This window comes from Bradyrhizobium tropiciagri (assembly GCF_018130505.1).
Lineage (GTDB): Bacteria > Pseudomonadota > Alphaproteobacteria > Rhizobiales > Xanthobacteraceae > Bradyrhizobium > Bradyrhizobium tropiciagri_B.
The window spans coordinates 334,012-350,741 of sequence record NZ_JAFCKH010000006.1; the positions used below are offsets into that span (position 1 = coordinate 334,012).

The following is a 16,730-nucleotide window of genomic DNA, read 5'->3' on the forward strand; positions in this document are numbered from 1 at the left end:
TTCATGGTCACCATCAAGGTCGATAACCTCATCAACTTCGTCTCCGAGGTGTTTTCCCATTCGGAGTCCTCGCCGGAAGAAGCGAAGCGCATCGCGACCTATCTGACGACCGCGAACCTCACCGGGCATGACAGCCACGGCGTGATCCGCGTGCCGGTCTATGTGCGGTGGAAGAAGATGGGCTCGATCGTTCCGAACCAGACCCCGGAGGTCGTGGTCGACACGGCCTCGCTCGCGGTGGTCGACGGCAAATATGGCTACGGCCAGACCGTCACGCCGATCGCGGTGAGGCTCGGCATCGAGAAGTGCAAGAAGGCAGGACTTGCCGCGGTCGCGCTGCGCAACTCCGGCCATCTCGGCCGGGTCGGCGACTGGGCCGAAATGGCTGCGGCGGAAGGTCTCGTCTCGATCCACTTCGTGACCGCGGCGGGCTCGCTGCTGGTCGCGCCCTACGGCGGCGTCGAGAAGCGGCTGTCAACCGCGCCATACTGCGTCGGCATTCCGCGCCAGGGCCAGGACCCGATCGTGCTCGATTTCGCGACCTCGGTCGTCGCCGAGGGCAAGTGCCTCGTGGCGAGCCGCGGCGGCAAGAAGCTGCCGCCGGGCGCGCTGGTCGATGCCGACGGCACGCTGAGCGAGGATCCGCACGTGCTCTATGGCCCGTATACGCCGGACGGGCCGCGCGACCACACCAAGGGAACCGGCGCGATCCGCGCCTTCGGCGATCACAAGGGCTCGGGCCTCGCCTTCATCTGCGAATTGCTCGGCGGCGCGCTGACCGGCACCGGCGCGACGTCATCGGACCGTCGCTTCGCCAACGGCATGATGGCGTTCTACATCGATCCCAAGGTGATCGACACCAGCAACTTCTTCGATGAGGAAATCACCCGCTACAGCGATTTCATCCGCGCCACCAAGCCGATTGCAGGCACCGATACCGTACTGATTCCGGGCGATCCCGAGCGCAAAACCCGGGCCGAGCGCACCCAAAACGGCATCCCCTTGCCTGACGACACCTGGGCGGCGATAGTGAATACCGCGCGCGAAGTCGGCGTCAGCGAAGTCTCCATCCAGCGGGCGACCAGCTAGGACTCGTCCTCCAAGAAACGAAAAACGGAACACAAAAGGAAACGCGATCAATGGCAAACAAGGTCAAGCAGGTCTGGGCGTCGGGCAAGGCGGTGGTCAACGCGTGGCTCGCAATCCCGTCAGGGTTTTCCGCCGAAGTGATCGCGCAATGCGGCTTCGACAGCGTCACCGTCGACATGCAGCATGGTGTGCAGGACTATCTGTCGATGGTGCAGTGCTTCCAGTCGATGCACGCCCATCCGGTGACGCCGATGGTTCGCGTGCCGTGGAACGAGCCGGGCATCATCGGCAAGGTGCTCGACGGCGGCGCCTATGGCGTGATCTGCCCGATGGTCAACACGCCGCAGGAAGCCAAGAACCTCGTCTCCTACGCCAAGTATCCGCCGAAGGGCGTGCGCTCCAACGGTCCGATCCGCGCCGGCATGTACGGCTCGGCCGGCACCTACCAGCAGACCGCCAATGACGAGATCGTGCTGCTGCCGATGATGGAGACCAAGACCGCGGTCGAGAACATGGAAGCGATCCTCGACGTCGAGGGCATCGACGGCGTCTATATCGGCCCGTCCGATCTCGGCTTCTCCTATGGCCTCGTGCCGAAGCTCGATCGCGATGAGCCGGAGATCCTCAAGATCTACGAGAAGATCATCAAGGAATGCGGCAAGCGCGGCCTCAACCCGGGCATCCACTGCTCCGGCGCCGACGGTGCGGTGCGGGCGATCAACATGGGCTTCAAGCTCGTCACGCTGTCGAACGAAGTCGGCCTGATGCAGACCTATGCGAAGATGCAGGTCAACGCGACCCGCGAGAAGTCCGGCGGCAAGGCGTAAGCTAAGCGTAACTCTGTCCACTCCCTCGCCCCGCTCTTCGCGGGGAGAGGGTTGGGGTGAGGGGCCTCCATCCGGCGAGCATCATCTTTGTAGCTCGCATTGCGCATCGCCCCTCACCCGAATTCTCGCGATGCGAGAATTCGACCTCTCCCCGCAAAGGGCGGGGAGAGGTGAAGAACTCCAACAGGAGAAATTCCCATGGCCCCGACGCAAGTGATCCGCCTGCATCCCGACGACAGCGTCCTGATTGCGCGCGCGAGCCTGCCGCCGGGGCTCGAGGTTGCCGATGGCGTCACCACGGTCGATCGCATTCCGGCCGGCCACAAGGTCGCGATCAAGCCGATCGCGCAGGGCGAGCCGATCCGGCGCTACGGCCAGATCATCGGTTTTGCGACGCAGGCGATCGCGCCCGGCCAGCACGTGCACGTGCAGAACTGCGGCATGGGCGATTTCGCCAAGGACTATGCCTATGGCGTCGACGTCAAGCCGGTGCCGAACTTCGATCTGCCGGCGACCTTCGAGGGCATCCGCCGCGGTGACGGCCGCGTCGCGACGCGCAACTATATCGGCATCCTCACCTCGGTGAATTGCAGCGCCCATGTCGCCGGCATCGTCGCCGACATGTTCAAGAAGAATCCATTCACCGGCGAGAACCCGCTCGCCGACTTCCCCAATGTCGACGGCGTCGTCGCGCTGACCCACAAGACCGGCTGCGGCATGACCCAGGACGAGCCGCTGGCGCTGCTGCGCCGTACGCTCGGCGGTTATGCGCGGCATGTGAACTTCTCCAACGTCATCGTGCTCGGCCTCGGCTGCGAGGTGAACCAGATCGGCGGCCTGATGCAGGAGCAGAAGCTCGCCGGTCGGCTGCGCGCAATGGACATCCAGGAGGTCGGCGGCACCCGCAAGACGGTGGAGGCGGGCGTCGCCTTCGTGAAGGAAGCGCTCACCGATGCCAACAAGGTCAAGCGCGAGGCTGTGCCGGCGAGCGAGCTGACGGTGGCGCTGCAATGCGGCGGCTCCGATGGCTATTCCGGGGTGTCGGCCAATCCCGCGCTCGGCGCGGCGAGCGATCTGCTGGTGCGTCACGGCGGCACGGTCATTCTCTCGGAGACGCCGGAAACCTACGGCGCCGAGCATCTCTTGACCCGTCGCGCCGTCAGCCGTGAGGTCGGCGAAAAGCTGGTCGGCCTGATGCGCTGGTGGGAGGAATACACCCATCGCGAGGGTGCCGAGATGAACGCCAATCCGAGCCCCGGCAACAAGGCCGGCGGCCTTACCACGATCCTCGAGAAGTCACTGGGCGCGATGGCCAAGGCCGGCAGCACCAACCTCGTCGACGTGCTGCACTACGCCGAGCCCGTCACCAAGAAGGGTTTCGTGTTCATGGACACGCCCGGCTACGACCCGGTCGCGGCGACCGGGCAGGTCGCGGGCGGCGCCAACCTCGTCTGCTTCACCACCGGCCGCGGCAGCGTGTTCGGCTGCAAGCCCGCACCGTCGATCAAGCTCGCCACCAACACGCCGATGTACAAGCGGATGGAAGACGACATGGACGTCAATTGCGGCACCATCCTCGACGGCGAGGAGAGCGTGCAGCAATGCGGCCAGCGCATCTTCGACCTGATCCTCAAGACAGCGTCGGGCCAGCCGACCAAGAGTGAGAGCTTCGATTTTGGTGGCGCGGAATTCGCGCCCTGGGTGCTCGGCGCGACGATGTAAGTGACTGCGTAGCCCGGATGGAGCGCAGCGAAATCCGGGATTCTCACCGCGGATAGAGACCCCGGATTGCGCTTCGCTTCATCCGGGCTACGGGGCACGGGCTCTCCGCCCGTCGCGTGGGCACGGCGTGCCCGTTGTTAGTGCTTGATGTCGACCGGTTGCGGTGTTCTGCTCAAAAAAGCCGCTGGAGTCTCCGGTCCGTGTCGATATCAGTCGCACTGCATCACGTCACGCACTACAAATACGACCGGCCGATCGATCTCGGGCCCCAGACCATTCGGCTCCGGCCCGCGCCGCATACGCGCACGCCGGTGCTGAGCTATTCGCTCAAGGTGACGCCGGCCAATCACTTCGTGAACTGGCAGCAGGATCCGCAAGGCAACTGGCTGGCGCGCTACGTCTTCCCGGAGAAGGCGACCGAGCTGAAGATCGAGGTCGACTTCACCGCCGAGATGACGGTGGTCAATCCGTTCGACTTCTTCGTCGAACCCTATGCCAACAGCTTTCCGTTCGACTACGCCGGCGATCTGAAGGTTGAGCTCGCGCCGTATCTGGAGACGGAGGAGCCAGGGCCGCAGCTCGCCGCCTTGCTGAAGGAGATTCCGCGCACCGCCGATTCGACCGTCAATTTCCTGGTCGAGCTGAACGCGCAGCTTCAGAAGAAGATCAGCTATTTGATCCGCATGGAGACCGGCGTGCAGACGCCCGAGCAGACGCTGACCGCGGGCTCCGGCTCCTGCCGCGACTCGGCGTGGCTGCTGATCCAGACGCTGCGCCATCTCGGACTCGCTGCGCGCTTCGTCTCCGGCTATTTGATCCAGGTCCGGCCCGACATCGATCCGCTCGAAGGGCCGCGTGAGGTCGAGAGCGATTTCACCGATCTGCATGCATGGGCCGAGGTCTATCTGCCGGGCGCAGGCTGGATCGGCTTCGACGTCACCTCGGGCATGCTCACTGGTGAGGGGCACATTCCCGTCTGCGCCACGCCGCATTATCGCTCGGCCGCGCCGGTCACCGGCAGCGCCGGTGCCGCCAATGTCGAGTTCGGCTTCGAGATGAGCGTCAAGCGCATCCGCGAGGCGCCGCGGATCACGCGGCCGTTTTCGGATCAGGCATGGGCGAGGCTCGATCGGCTCGGCGAACAGGTCGATGCCGACCTGACGAAGGACGACGTGCGGCTTACGATGGGCGGCGAGCCGACCTTCGTCTCGATAGACGACCCGGAATCGCCGGAGTGGAACATCGCTGCGGTCGGTCCGACCAAGCGCGCGCTCGCCGACGACTTGATCCGCAAGCTGCGCACGCGCTTCGCGCCAGGCGGCTTGCTGCATTACGGCCAGGGCAAATGGTATCCCGGCGAAAGCCTGCCGCGCTGGGCATTCGGCCTCTATTGGCGCAAGGACGGGCAGCCGATCTGGAAAAATGCCGAGCTGATCGCGAGCATCGGTACGGCGAGCAAGGCGGAGATCGCCGACGCCAAGCGCTTCGCCGAGGACACGGCCAAGCGCCTCGGCCTCGGCGCCACGCATGTCATGCCCGCCTACGAGGATCCGTTGTTTTGGCTGCAGCGCGAAGCCAGCCTGCCGGCCAACGTCAGCCCCGCCAATTCAGGACTGACCGATCCGGAGGAGCGCGCGCGGCTGGCGCGCGTGTTCGACGAGGGGCTGACCACGCCCAAGGGTTACGTGCTGCCGATCCAGCGCTGGACGCCGCTCGGCGATCGCCTGCCGGCGCGCTGGCGCAGCGAACACTGGAAGATCCGGCGCAGCCATCTGTTCCTCGCACCCGGCGATTCACCGCTCGGCTTGCGGCTTCCGATCGCCTCGCTCGAATATGTCCCGCCGGAGGATTATCCCTACATCGTCGAGCAGGATCCGATGGCGCCGCGCGATGCTCTGGCGGACGCCGAGCTGCGGCAGGCGCTGCAGGAGATCCCCGAGCCGCTGCCGGTTCGCACCGCGATGTCGATCGAGGTGCGCGACGGCGTGCTGTGCGCCTTCATGCCGCCGGTCGAGAAGGTCGACGACTATCTGGATTTGATCGCCGCGATCGAGGCGACCGCCGAAGCGCTGCAATTGCAGGTGCATGTCGAAGGCTACGCACCGCCGTTCGATCCGCGCATCGAGGTGATCAAGGTGACGCCCGATCCGGGCGTGATCGAGATCAACGTGCAGCCGGCGCAAAGCTGGCGCGAGGCCGTCGACATCACCCTCGGCCTCTTCGAGGACGCCGCGAAGACGCGGCTCGGGGCCAACCGTTTCCTGATCGACGGCCGCCACACCGGCACCGGCGGCGGCAACCACATCGTGGTCGGCGGCAGCAGGCCGGAGGACTCGCCGTTCCTGCGCCGGCCCGACCTGTTGAAGAGCCTCGTGCTGTATTGGCAGCGCCATCCGTCGCTGTCCTATCTGTTCTCAGGCATGTTCATCGGCCCAACCAGCCAGGCGCCGCGGATCGACGAGGCGCGGCATGACGGGCTCTATGAGCTCGAGATCGCGCTGTCGCATGTGCCGCCGCCGGACATGGAGGCGCCGCTGTGGCTGGTCGATCGCCTGTTCCGCCACATCCTGGTCGACATCACCGGCAATACCCATCGCGCCGAGATCTGCATCGACAAGCTCTATTCGCCTGACGGTCCGACCGGCCGGCTCGGCCTCGTCGAATTCCGCGCGCTCGAAATGCCGCCCGACCCGCGGATGTCGCTGGCACAGCAGCTTCTGATCCGAGCGCTGATCGCAAAACTGTGGCGCGAGCCGCAGCAGGGCAAGTTCGTGCGCTGGGGCACCACGCTGCATGATCGCTTCATGCTGCCGCATTTCCTCTGGGAGGATTTCCTCGGCGTGCTCGCCGAGCTCAGGCAATCCGGCTACGAGGTCGAGCCGGAATGGTATCAGGCGCAACTCGAATTCCGCTTTCCCGCGTTCGGCCGCGTCCATCACGGCGGTGTCGGCCTCGAGCTGCGCCAGGCGCTCGAGCCGTGGCATGTGCTGGGCGAGGAGGGGACGGCAGGCGGCACCGTGCGCTATGTCGATTCCTCGGTCGAGCGGCTGCAGGTCAAGGCGACCGGCTTCGTGGAGGGCCGCCATGTCGTGACCTGCAACGGACGGCGGATGCCGATGACCGCGACCGGGCGGGGCGGCGAGGCGGTGGCGGGCGTCCGCTTCAAGGCCTGGCAGCCCGCCTTGGGCCTGCATCCGACCATCCCGGTGCATGCGCCGCTGACGTTTGATTTGATCGACAGCTGGAACGGCCGCTCGCTCGGCGGCTGCGTCTACCACGTCGCCCATCCCGGCGGCCGCAATTACGAGACCAAGCCGGTGAATTCCTACGAGGCCGAGGCGCGGCGGCTGGCGCGCTTCCAGGACCATGGCCACACCCCCGGCAGGATCGAACCGCCGCCGGAGGAACGCACAAATGAGTTTCCACTGACCCTCGACTTGCGCACGCCGCTGCTGCTTTAATCGGTCCGAGGAAGAGGAATGACCGGATCGGGCGGGCAGGGTAGCAGTCAGGAGAGCAGGGCCCGTCCCGGTCAGCGCCGGATGGCGCAGTGGACGCGCGACTATGCCCGGCTGCCCGGCATTCCCGACGAGTACATTGCGCAGGACGGCGCGCCGCGTCCGGCCTGGAGCCGCTTCTTCGACGCCTTCGCTGCGCTGTCGCCGGCCGATATCGAGCGGCGCTTCGCCTCCGCCGACCGCCATCTGCACGAGGCCGGCGTCACCTATCGGGCGCCGGGCGATACCGCCGACCGAATCTGGCCGCTCAGCCATCTGCCGCTGATCATCGATGCCGCCGACTGGCGGCAGCTCGCGGCCGGCATCGCGCAGCGCGCGCAGCTGCTCGAAATGGTGCTGGCCGATCTGTACGGCGAGGGCCGTCTGGTCGCGAGCGGCGCCATCCCCGCCGCCGCGATCGCCGGCAGCAGCGAGTATCTGCGCGCGGTCAGTAGCATCAAGCCGCCGGGCGGCCGCTATCTGCATCTCTATGCCGCCGACATCGGCCGCGGACCCGACGGCCGCTGGTGGGTGCTCGGCGACCGCACGCAGGCGCCGTCGGGCGCGGGCTATGCGCTGGAGAACCGTCTGGTGCTGTCGCGCGCGTTCTCCAATCTCTACAAGTCGATGAACGTCGAGCGCGTCGCGCCGTTCTTCGAGGCCTTCCGCGACAGCCTGCGGGCAAGTGCCGATCGTGACGAGCCGCGGATCGGCCTCTTGACGCCGGGCGCCTTCAGCGAGACCTATTTCGAGCATGCGACGCTCGCCCGCTATCTCGGCTTCCTGCTGGTCGAGGGCGATGATCTCGCGGTGTCCGGCGACCGCGTCCACATCCGCACCGTCGCGGGGCTGAAGCGGCTCGATGTGTTGCTGCGCCGGGTCGATTCCAACATGCTCGACCCGCTCGAGCTCGATGCGTCGTCCTATCTTGGCGTGCCCGGCCTCGTCGAGGTGCTGCGCAAGCAGGGCGTCGTGGTCGCCAACATGCCGGGCTCGGGCGTGCTCGAGGCGCGGGCGCTGCTCGGCTTCCTGCCGAATCTTTGCCGCCGCCTGCTCTCGGAAGATCTGATGGTGCCGCATATCGCGACCTGGTGGTGCGGTCAGAAGTCCGCCCGCGAGGCGGTGCTGTCGCGGCTCGACGAGTTCGCCATCGAGGGCGCCTATGGCCGCGGCGTGCCGGGCTTCCCCGGCAACGGCCCGGTGCTTCCGGCCGAACTTTCGGCGGCCGACCGCGACCGCCTGAAGGACGCGATCAGCCATCGCGGCATCGATTATGTCGGGCAGGAATTGGTGCGGCTCTCGACCACGCCGGTGTGGGAGAACGGCCGTATCGCGCCGCGGCCCTTCGTGCTGCGGGTGTTCGCGGCCGCGACCCCGAACGGCTGGACCGTGCTGCCCGGCGGCTTCTGCCGGATCGCCGACCGCGCCGATGCGCGTGCCGTGTCGATGGGCGACGGCGTCAGCTCCGCCGACGTCTGGGTGGTGTCCGACAAGCAGGTCTCGACCGCGACGCTGCTGCCGGCGGTCGACACCGTGCGTATCCGCCGCATCGCCGGCGTGCTGCCGAGCCGCGCGGCCGACAATTTGTTCTGGCTCGGCCGCTATCTGGAGCGGGCCGAGGCCACCATCCGGCTGATACGCGCGCTGTCGACGCCGCTGCGCGATCCGGCGCGAGCCAATTCGAATGGCGCCACGCCGCCGCTGCATTCAACCGAACGCATCCAGCGCCTGCTGGTGGCCTGGGGTGCGATCTCGCAGACCGCGCGCGCCAACCCTGCGCGGATTGCGCTGGAGGCGTTGCAGAGCGATAAGAAATTCGGCTCCGCGCTGTCGCTTGTGCGCGCCGCGCAGCGCACTGCGACCGGCATGCGCGAGCGGCTGTCGCCGGACGCCTGGCAGGTCATCACCGAGATGGCCGACCGGCTCGCGATCGAGGTCCATGACGATGACGGCGTGATCAGCGCCGCCGAGCTGACCTTGCAGGAGCTGGCAAGCTTCGCCGGCCTCGCGCAGGAGAACATGAACCGCGCCGCCGGCTGGCGCTTCCTCGACATGGGCCGCCGCGCTGAGCGCGCCATCAACACCGCACGGCTGACCCGCCAGTTCGCCTATGACGAGGCCGGCGACGAGGATCTCGACGTCCTGCTCACACTGGTCGACTGCCAGATCACCTATCGCTCGCGCTATCTGGTGCAGCCGCTGCTCGCGCCGGTGCGCGATCTCGCGGTGCTCGATCCGTACAATCCGCGCTCGGTCGCGTTCCAGGTCGCCGGCCTCAATGAGCACATCGCCGCGCTGCCGAGCTTGAAGGAGCACGGCCTGATCGAGCGGCCGCAGCGGCTCGCCGTCGCGGTCGAAGCGATGCTGACGACGGCGGAGGCGGCCAGCCTCGACGTCAAGACGCTGTTCGCGCTGGAGCAGGACCTGCTCAGCCTCGCCGATGCCATCGGGCTGCATTACTTCCCGCATGGACCGAATGCGAGCCGGCCGGAGAAGCTCACGGGGCTGGCGTGATCTACGACATCCGTCACGTCACGACCTACAGCTATGAGGCCCAGGTCAGCTTCGCGCGCTGCGCGCTGCGGCTGGAGCCGATGATCGGGGACGGCCAGGAGCTGATCTCGCATACCATCGAGATCCGACCGAAGCCCGCCGAGCGCACCGCGCGCCGCGACTTCTTCGGCACGCTGACTGAAAATGTCCTGATCGAGACCGCGCACCGCAATCTCCGCATCGACTCGCGCTCGCGGGTGTCCTTGAGGCGGCAGGCGCCGGCGCGCGATGCCGCGAGCCCGTCATGGGAGGACGTGCGCGACATCGCCTTCGAGGCGACGAGCCTCGGTCCGCGCTCGCCGGTCGGTTATGTCTTTGCCAGCGCGCTGGCGCCGGTGCTCAGGCCGGTGACCGAATATGCCGCCGCGAGTTTTTCACCGGGCGGCGGCGTTCTGTCGGGAGCGGCCGATCTCATGCGCCGCATCCGCAACGACTTCAAGTACGATCCGAAGGCCACCGTGATCTCGACGCCGCTCCGCGACGTGTTCGAGAAGCGCCACGGCGTCTGCCAGGATTTTGCCCATGTGATGCTCGCCGGGCTGCGCGGGCTCGGCCTGCCCGCGGCCTATGTCAGCGGCTATCTGCGCACCATTCCGCCGGCGGGCCAGCCGCGGCTGCAGGGCGCGGACGCGACCCATGCCTGGGTGTCGGTCTGGTGTGGCAACGAGCTCGGCTGGATCGGCTTCGATCCGACCAACGATCTGATGGTCGCGAACGACCACATCATCCTCGCCATCGGCCGCGACTTCGCCGACGTCTCACCGGTCGACGGCGTCATCGTCGGCGCCAGCAAGCAGAAGCTCGGCGTCGCGGTCGACGTGTTGCCGGTGGGATGAAACGGTTCGCGCGCTCCATCACCGTCACCCTGAGGGCTTGCGAATCTTTCGCGAGAACGGAAGACCCGTCATCCCCGCGCAAAGGCTTCGCCTCTGTCGCTGGAGGTGCGAGCTCTTGCGAGCCTCGAAGGATGAGTCGGCCCGGCTGGTGGCCGTCGATCCTTCGAGGCTCGCTCCGCTCGCGCCTCAGGATGACGGTTTAAAGAGCCTTCGCAGGGCGACGGGAAGAGGAGTTACGCCTACATCCCGGTCCGCCGCACGCCTTAGGCGGCGTCGGCGCGCAGGTTGCGGAAGAACTGCTCGACCTCGCGCGACAGCGTGTCGGCGGTCGCGGTCAGGTCGCTCGATGCCGTGAGCACCGATTCCGCCGCCTGGCTGGTCTGGCCCATGTCGTCGCGCAGCGAGCCGATGTTGTCGACCAGGGTCTGGTTGCCCTGCGCGGCGAGCTGGGCGTTGACGGAGATCTCGCGGGTGGCGGCGTCCTGCTCGCCGATCGCGCTGGCGATGTTGGCGGTGACGCTGCTGATCTCGCGCACGGCCTGGCCGATCTCGCGCACGGCGGCGACGGAGTTGCGGGTCGAGGCCTGGATCAGGGCGACATTCTCGCCGATCTCGGCGGTCGCCTTGGCGGTCTGTCCGGCCAGCGCCTTGACCTCATGCGCGACGACGGCAAAGCCGCGGCCGGCTTCGCCGGCGCGGGCCGCCTCGATGGTGGCGTTCAGCGCCAGCAGGTTGGTCTGCTCGGCGATCGCCTGGATCAGGTTCAGCACGCCGTCGATGCGCTGGGTGGTGGCCGCAAGGCTCTCGATCTCGTTGATCGACCGGTCGGTGCGCGCACCGGCCTGGTCGACCGCGCCGGAGGACTGCTTGACCTGGCGGCCGATCTCCTGGACCGAGGCGGAAAGCTCTTCCGCCGCGCCCGCAACCGCTGAGACGTTGCTCGACGCCTGCTCGGTCGCGCTCGCCGCGGTCACCGCACGGCCGCTCGCATTGGCCGAGACGCTCGCGATGGTCTGCGCGGTCTGGCGCATCGTGGCCGCGTTGTCGTGGACTGCGCGCAGCACCGACCCGATCGTGCCGCGGAACGCCTCGACCGAGGTCTCGATCTGCCGACCGCGGGCATCGCGCGCCTCGGAATCCTGCACGACCTGCGCGTTGAGGCTGCGGTTGCGGTCCATCGCGTCCTGGAACACCTTGATGGCGCGGGCGAGGGCGCCGATCTCGTCGCCGCGGCCGGTATGCGGAACCTCGACATGGTCGTCGCCGTCGGCGACGCGCTTGATGGTCGCGGTGATCTGCGACAGCGGCCGGGCGACGGAGCGGGCGATGATCAGCACGCCGAGCACCACCGCGATCAGCGCGGCCGCGCCGAGGCCGGTCAAAATCAGCGCCATCGTGCGATTGGCGTCGGTGCGCAGCGCCAGCTGCTTGCTGCGCTCGGCATAGACCTTCGACAGCGCCTCGAGGTCCTTGTTCAGGGCGGTACGGACGTCGCGGTTGGCGTCGTTGTCGCCCCATTCGCGCCCGGCGGCGGCGTCGATCTCGATGCCGCGGCGCACCAGCTCCTTGCGGAACTCGATGAACTTCTCGATGCGCTTCTTGAACGTCGCGAACTGCTCGGCATCGTCGGCCTGGACCAGCGTCTCCCAGTTCCTGACCACGTCGAGGATGCGGTCGTTGAGCCTCAGGAGGCCTTCGCCATACTTCTTCACGGCCGCCTGTTCGGTCGACATGTAGATGCCGCGGGATTCCATCACGACCGCGTAGACCAGCGAGTTGACCCGCTCGACATTGAGGGCGGCGCGGCTTGCGAGGTCGACGGCTTCGGTCAGTTCGGCGTTCCGCCGCGCGCTATACTCGGACAGCACGGTGATCGCCGCGGTCAGCAGCGCGATGAGGGCGAACGTCGAATACAATCTGGCGGCGAGCGAGAATCGGGATGCCATCGGGGGCCTTGAAAATGAGTCGGGTGATGTAATGGGGGTCGGCATATTGAGGGCACTCCAAGAGGCCGGGGAGCACCTACGGCCGATTACGGAAGATGCAAAAGGTTTATGGAGAATTTCTTAATGCGCGAGGTTGTCGCCGCTGCAACTTCCGAAATTTGCCGAATTTCGTCAGACCTTTGTCGGCACAAACTCGGCTCGCCGGGCGGCCGCCGGAGTTCGGGTCGCCCCAGCGCCGGCACGAGGGCGAACGCGCGAACATACAGTTGGCGCGGCGTCCGCAAAGAAGTGCTAGTCTCGACAGACGCGCCCCTGCCCATACGATCCGAACGTTCCCATGGTCTATCGCCACACTGTCGATGCCACCAGCTACGTTTTTGACGGCCTGCGCGACCTGCTCGCCAAGGCGAGTCCGCCGCGTTCCGGCGACCGTCTGGCCGGCATTGCCGCCGCCAGCGCCGAGGAGATGATCGCCGCGCGGATGGCGCTGGCCGATGTTCCGCTCAAGCAGTTCCTCGACGAGCAGGTGATCCCTTACGAGGACGACGAGGTCACCCGCCTGATCCTCGACAGCCATGATGTGGCGGGATTCGTGCCGCTGTCCTCGCTCACCGTCGGCGGCCTCCGCGACTGGCTCCTGTCGGACGTTGCCACCAGCGAGAGCTTGCGCAAGATCTCGCGCGGCGTCACGCCGGAGATGGTCGCCGCGGTGTCCAAGCTGATGCGCAACCAGGACCTGATCCTGGCTGCCAGGAAGTGCGAGGTGACGGCCCGCTTCCGCAACACCATCGGCCTGCGCGGACGGATGAGCACGCGGCTGCAACCCAACCATCCGTTCGACGATGCCAAGGGCATCACCGCCTCGATCCTCGACGGGCTGCTGCTCGGATCGGGCGATGCCTGTATCGGCATCAATCCGGCGAGCGACGATCCCAACGTGATCGCGACCCTGCTGCGGCTGCTCGACGATGTCATCACGCGGCTGCAGATTCCGACGCAGGGCTGCGTGCTCACCCACGTCACGACCACACTCGGCCTGATCGGGCAGGGGCTGCCGGTCGATCTCGTGTTCCAGTCGATCGCCGGCACCGAGGCGGCGAACCGCAGCTTCGGCGTCGACCTTTCATTGTTGCGCGAGGCGCGCGAGGCCGGGCTGTCGCTGCGCCGTGGCACGGTCGGTGACAACGTGATGTATTTCGAGACCGGGCAGGGCTCGGCGCTGTCGGCCAACGCCCATCACCAGGTCGATCAGCAGACCTGCGAGGCCCGCGCCTATGCGGTGGCCCGCGCGTTCGATCCGCTGCTGGTCAACAGCGTGGTCGGCTTCATCGGTCCGGAATATCTCTACGACGGCAAGGAAATCATCCGCGCCGGGCTCGAGGATCATTTCTGCGGCAAGCTGCTCGGCCTGCCGATCGGCGTCGACATCTGCTACACCAATCACGCCGAGGCCGACCAGGACGACATGGACACGCTGCTGACGCTGCTCGCGGCAGCCGGCGCCAACTTCATCATGGGCGTACCGGGCGCCGATGACGTTATGTTGAACTATCAGTCGACATCGTTTCACGACGCGCTCTATGTCCGCGACCTGTTCGGCCTGAAGCGGGCGCCCGAATTCGACGACTGGCTGACGCGCTCGGGGCTGGCCGGGCGGGATTTCCGCCCTGTCGCCGATGCAGAGCGGCTGCCCGAATTTGCATCCAGGCTGCTGGTCTCCGGCAGCAACGAGAACATGGCAACCATCTCGTCGTTGTGACGTTAAGTGGTGCCATAATCTCGAAGAATTTCTGGCCCAGCGTTCCGCGCCGTGGTTAGATTTGATGGTGCTTCAGGGGCGTTTGATGAGAGTTCAAGGTATTGAAACGGTCCGGCGGATCCTCTGCGTGTTTCCGCGCTACACGTCGTCCTTTGGCACCTTCGAGCACGCCTATCCGCTGACCGACGGCGTCAAGGCGTTCATGCCTCCGCAGGGACTGTTGCTGATCGCTGCCTATCTGCCCGAGACCTGGCAGGTCCGCTTCATCGACGAAAACCTGCGTCCGGCGACATTGGCGGATTTCGAGTGGGCGGACGCGGTGTTCGTCAGTGGTATGCATATCCAGCGCCAGCAGATGAACGACATCTGCCACCGCGCCCATGACCATGACCTTCCGGTCGCGATCGGCGGCCCGTCGGTCAGCGCCTGCCCGGACTACTACCCCTCATTCGACTACCTTCATGTCGGCGAGCTCGGCGACGCCACCAACGCACTGCTCAGGCGGCTGGCGGAGGACGTCACCCGTCCGCCTGAGCAGGTTGTGTTCAAGACTCTCGACCGGCTGCCGATGACCGATTTCCCGCTGCCGGCCTACGAGCTCGCCGAGACCAAGAAGTATTTCCTCGGCAGCATCCAGTTCTCCTCCGGCTGCCCCTATCAGTGCGAGTTCTGTGACATCCCCGGCCTCTATGGCCGCAACCCGCGGCTGAAGTCGCCGCAGCAGATCATCGCCGAGCTCGACAAGCTGCGCGCCTGCGGCATGACCGACACGGTCTATTTCGTCGACGACAATTTCATCGGCAACCGCAAGGCCGCCGTCGATCTGCTGCCGCATCTGATCGAGTGGCAGAAGCGGACCGGCTATGTCACGCGCCTTGCCTGCGAGGCAACGCTCAACATCGCCAAGCGTCCCGAGATCCTGGAGAAGATGCGCGAGGCCTTCTTCGTCACCATCTTCGTCGGCATCGAGACGCCCGATCCCGACGCGTTGAAGGCGATGCACAAGGATCAGAACATGATGGTTCCGATCCTGGAGGGCGTGCGCACCATCAATTCCTACGGCATGGAGGTGGTCTCCGGCATCATCATGGGGCTCGATACCGACAAGCCCGAGACCGGCGACGCGCTGCTGTCCTTCGTCGACGAGTCGCGGATTCCGCTGCTCACCATCAATCTGCTGCAGGCGCTGCCGAAGACGCCGCTGTGGGACCGCCTGGAAAAGGCCGGGCGGCTGATCGACGACGAGAGCCGCGATTCCAACGTGCAATTCCTGCTGCCCTATGAGGACGTGGTCAGCTCCTGGCGCAAATGCATGGAGATCGCCTACGAGCCGGCGAAGCTGTTCGCGCGCTACCAGCATCAATGCGACTATACTTACGCCAATCGTATCAAGGTGCCGGTCAGCCCGGAGATGAAGACCTGGGCCAACATCCGGCGCGGCCTGATCATGCTACGCAACATCTTCTGGAAGGTCGGCGTGCTCGGCGACTACAGGCGCGTGTTCTGGAAGTTCGCGCTCGGGCGGTTGAAGCGCGGCGACCTCGAGGGCCTGATCGGGGCGACGCTGGTCGCGCATCATCTGATCACCTTCGCGCGCGCAGCCTCCAGTGGCCGGCAGAATGCGTCGAACTATTCGCTGCGGCTGCGCGAGGCGTCGGTGCCCGCCGAATAGCCGCATGTCGAAGCCGCCGTCACGACCATCATCGTCCCCATCCATCACCGATCTGCGCGCGCTGACGCCGGCGCGGGTCGGGCTTGGCCGCGCCGGCGCCAGCCTGCCGACCGAGGCGTTGCTGTCGTTCACCCTCGACCACGCGCGCGCCCGCGACGCCGTTCGCGCCAGCTTCGACGTTGCCGGGATCACCGCGGGTCTCGGTAGTCTCGGCATCACGCCGATCGAGGTGGCGAGCCAGGCGGGCAACCGGCGCGACTATCTGCGCCGGCCCGATCTCGGGCGGATGCTCGATCAGCCATCCCGGCGAACGCTCGAGGCCAGCGGCATCACCGCGTGCTCCTGCGCGATCGTGATCGGCGACGGCCTCTCCCCCGCGGCGGTCAATCTCCATGCCGTCGGCCTGCTCCGGGACCTGCTGCCCCGGCTCGCCGCCGACAACATCGAGCCGGGTCCGGCGATCGTCGCATCCGGAGCGCGCGTCGCGCTCGGGGACGAGATCGGCGCCATCATCGGCGCGCGCATGCTGGTGATGCTGATCGGCGAGCGGCCCGGCCTCTCGGCGCCCGACAGCCTCGGCGCCTACCTGACCTTCGCGCCGCGGATCGGCCTCACCGACGCCGAGCGCAACTGCGTCTCCAACATCCACCGCGCCGGCCTGAGCTACGCGGAGGCCGCGTTCAGGATCTCCTGGCTTGTGCGTGAGGGCCTGGCACGCCAGATCACCGGGGTCGCACTGAAGGATGAGAGCGGCGGTGGATTGTCCCGAAATGCGCTACCCGGGTGTGACAAATCAGCTACGTAATCACGGTTTTCGCCGGTTCCCTGC

10 protein-coding genes are annotated in these 16,730 nt (G+C 66.6%); 9 read left to right on the forward strand and 1 reads right to left on the reverse strand.

From position 1 onward, the window contains the following. Nucleotides 1–3: 3 nt before the first annotated feature. The 6 genes from JQ633_RS17810 to JQ633_RS17835 all read left to right on the forward strand — a co-directional run bounded on the left by JQ633_RS17810 (nt 4) and on the right by JQ633_RS17835 (nt 10,524). A complete protein-coding gene (locus tag JQ633_RS17810; protein WP_211986355.1) occupies nt 4–1,089 on the forward strand; it encodes a malate/lactate/ureidoglycolate dehydrogenase in 1,086 nt (361 codons plus the stop codon). Between the two features lie 50 nt (nt 1,090–1,139). Beyond that, nucleotides 1,140–1,916 (forward strand): HpcH/HpaI aldolase family protein, encoded by a 777-nt coding sequence (locus JQ633_RS17815; protein ID WP_139481981.1) that lies wholly within the window; start codon nt 1,140–1,142, stop codon nt 1,914–1,916. 198 nt (nt 1,917–2,114) lie between these two features. After that, a complete protein-coding gene (locus JQ633_RS17820; protein WP_211986356.1) occupies nt 2,115–3,638 on the forward strand; it encodes a UxaA family hydrolase in 1,524 nt (507 codons plus the stop codon). A 200-nt stretch (nt 3,639–3,838) separates the two neighbouring features. Then, a complete protein-coding gene (locus tag JQ633_RS17825) occupies nt 3,839–7,099 on the forward strand; it encodes a DUF2126 domain-containing protein (RefSeq protein ID WP_211986357.1) in 3,261 nt (1,086 codons plus the stop codon). A gap of 18 nt (nt 7,100–7,117) precedes the next feature. Beyond that, nucleotides 7,118–9,649: a circularly permuted type 2 ATP-grasp protein gene (locus JQ633_RS17830; RefSeq protein WP_211986358.1), complete on the forward strand. Its 2,532-nt coding sequence runs from the start codon at nt 7,118–7,120 to the stop codon at nt 9,647–9,649. Continuing rightward, nucleotides 9,646–10,524, forward strand: a complete 879-nt coding sequence (locus JQ633_RS17835) for a transglutaminase family protein (protein WP_211986359.1) — start codon at nt 9,646–9,648, stop codon at nt 10,522–10,524. The genes JQ633_RS17830 and JQ633_RS17835 overlap by 4 nt, the downstream gene beginning before the upstream one ends. Before the next feature lie 263 nt (nt 10,525–10,787). Here JQ633_RS17835 and JQ633_RS17840 read toward each other — a convergent pair whose 3' ends face one another. After that, on the reverse strand, nt 10,788–12,470 hold the full coding sequence (locus tag JQ633_RS17840) for a methyl-accepting chemotaxis protein (protein ID WP_211986360.1): 1,683 nt from the start codon (nt 12,468–12,470) through the stop codon (nt 10,788–10,790). A gap of 337 nt (nt 12,471–12,807) precedes the next feature. On the opposite strand from JQ633_RS17840, the gene JQ633_RS17845 reads away from it, so the two are divergent. The 3 genes from JQ633_RS17845 (at nt 12,808) to eutC (ending at nt 16,706) form a co-directional block, all read left to right on the forward strand. Beyond that, entirely contained in the window at nt 12,808–14,229 is a 1,422-nt protein-coding gene (locus JQ633_RS17845; protein WP_211986361.1) for an ethanolamine ammonia-lyase subunit EutB, read from the forward strand. Between the two features lie 85 nt (nt 14,230–14,314). Further along, complete coding sequence (locus JQ633_RS17850; RefSeq protein ID WP_211986362.1) at nt 14,315–15,901, forward strand: B12-binding domain-containing radical SAM protein; 1,587 nt, start codon at nt 14,315–14,317, stop codon at nt 15,899–15,901. 4 nt (nt 15,902–15,905) lie between these two features. Beyond that, entirely contained in the window at nt 15,906–16,706 is an 801-nt protein-coding gene (gene eutC / locus JQ633_RS17855; RefSeq protein WP_211986363.1) for an ethanolamine ammonia-lyase subunit EutC, read from the forward strand. Nucleotides 16,707–16,730 lie beyond the last annotated feature (24 nt).

Excerpts from the sequence above, each read along its gene's own strand:
- JQ633_RS17810 (WP_211986355.1), top strand. The coding sequence starts at position 4 with ATGGTCACCATCAAGGTCGATAACCTCATCAACTTCGTCTCCGAGGTG.
- JQ633_RS17815 (WP_139481981.1), top strand. The coding sequence starts at position 1,140 with ATGGCAAACAAGGTCAAGCAGGTCTGGGCGTCGGGCAAGGCGGTGGTC.
- JQ633_RS17820 (WP_211986356.1), top strand. The coding sequence starts at position 2,115 with ATGGCCCCGACGCAAGTGATCCGCCTGCATCCCGACGACAGCGTCCTG.
- JQ633_RS17830 (WP_211986358.1), top strand. The coding sequence starts at position 7,118 with ATGACCGGATCGGGCGGGCAGGGTAGCAGTCAGGAGAGCAGGGCCCGT.
- JQ633_RS17840 (WP_211986360.1), bottom strand. The coding sequence starts at position 12,470 with ATGGCATCCCGATTCTCGCTCGCCGCCAGATTGTATTCGACGTTCGCC.
- JQ633_RS17845 (WP_211986361.1), top strand. The coding sequence starts at position 12,808 with ATGGTCTATCGCCACACTGTCGATGCCACCAGCTACGTTTTTGACGGC.
- JQ633_RS17850 (WP_211986362.1), top strand. The coding sequence starts at position 14,315 with ATGAGAGTTCAAGGTATTGAAACGGTCCGGCGGATCCTCTGCGTGTTT.
- eutC (WP_211986363.1), top strand. The coding sequence starts at position 15,906 with ATGTCGAAGCCGCCGTCACGACCATCATCGTCCCCATCCATCACCGAT.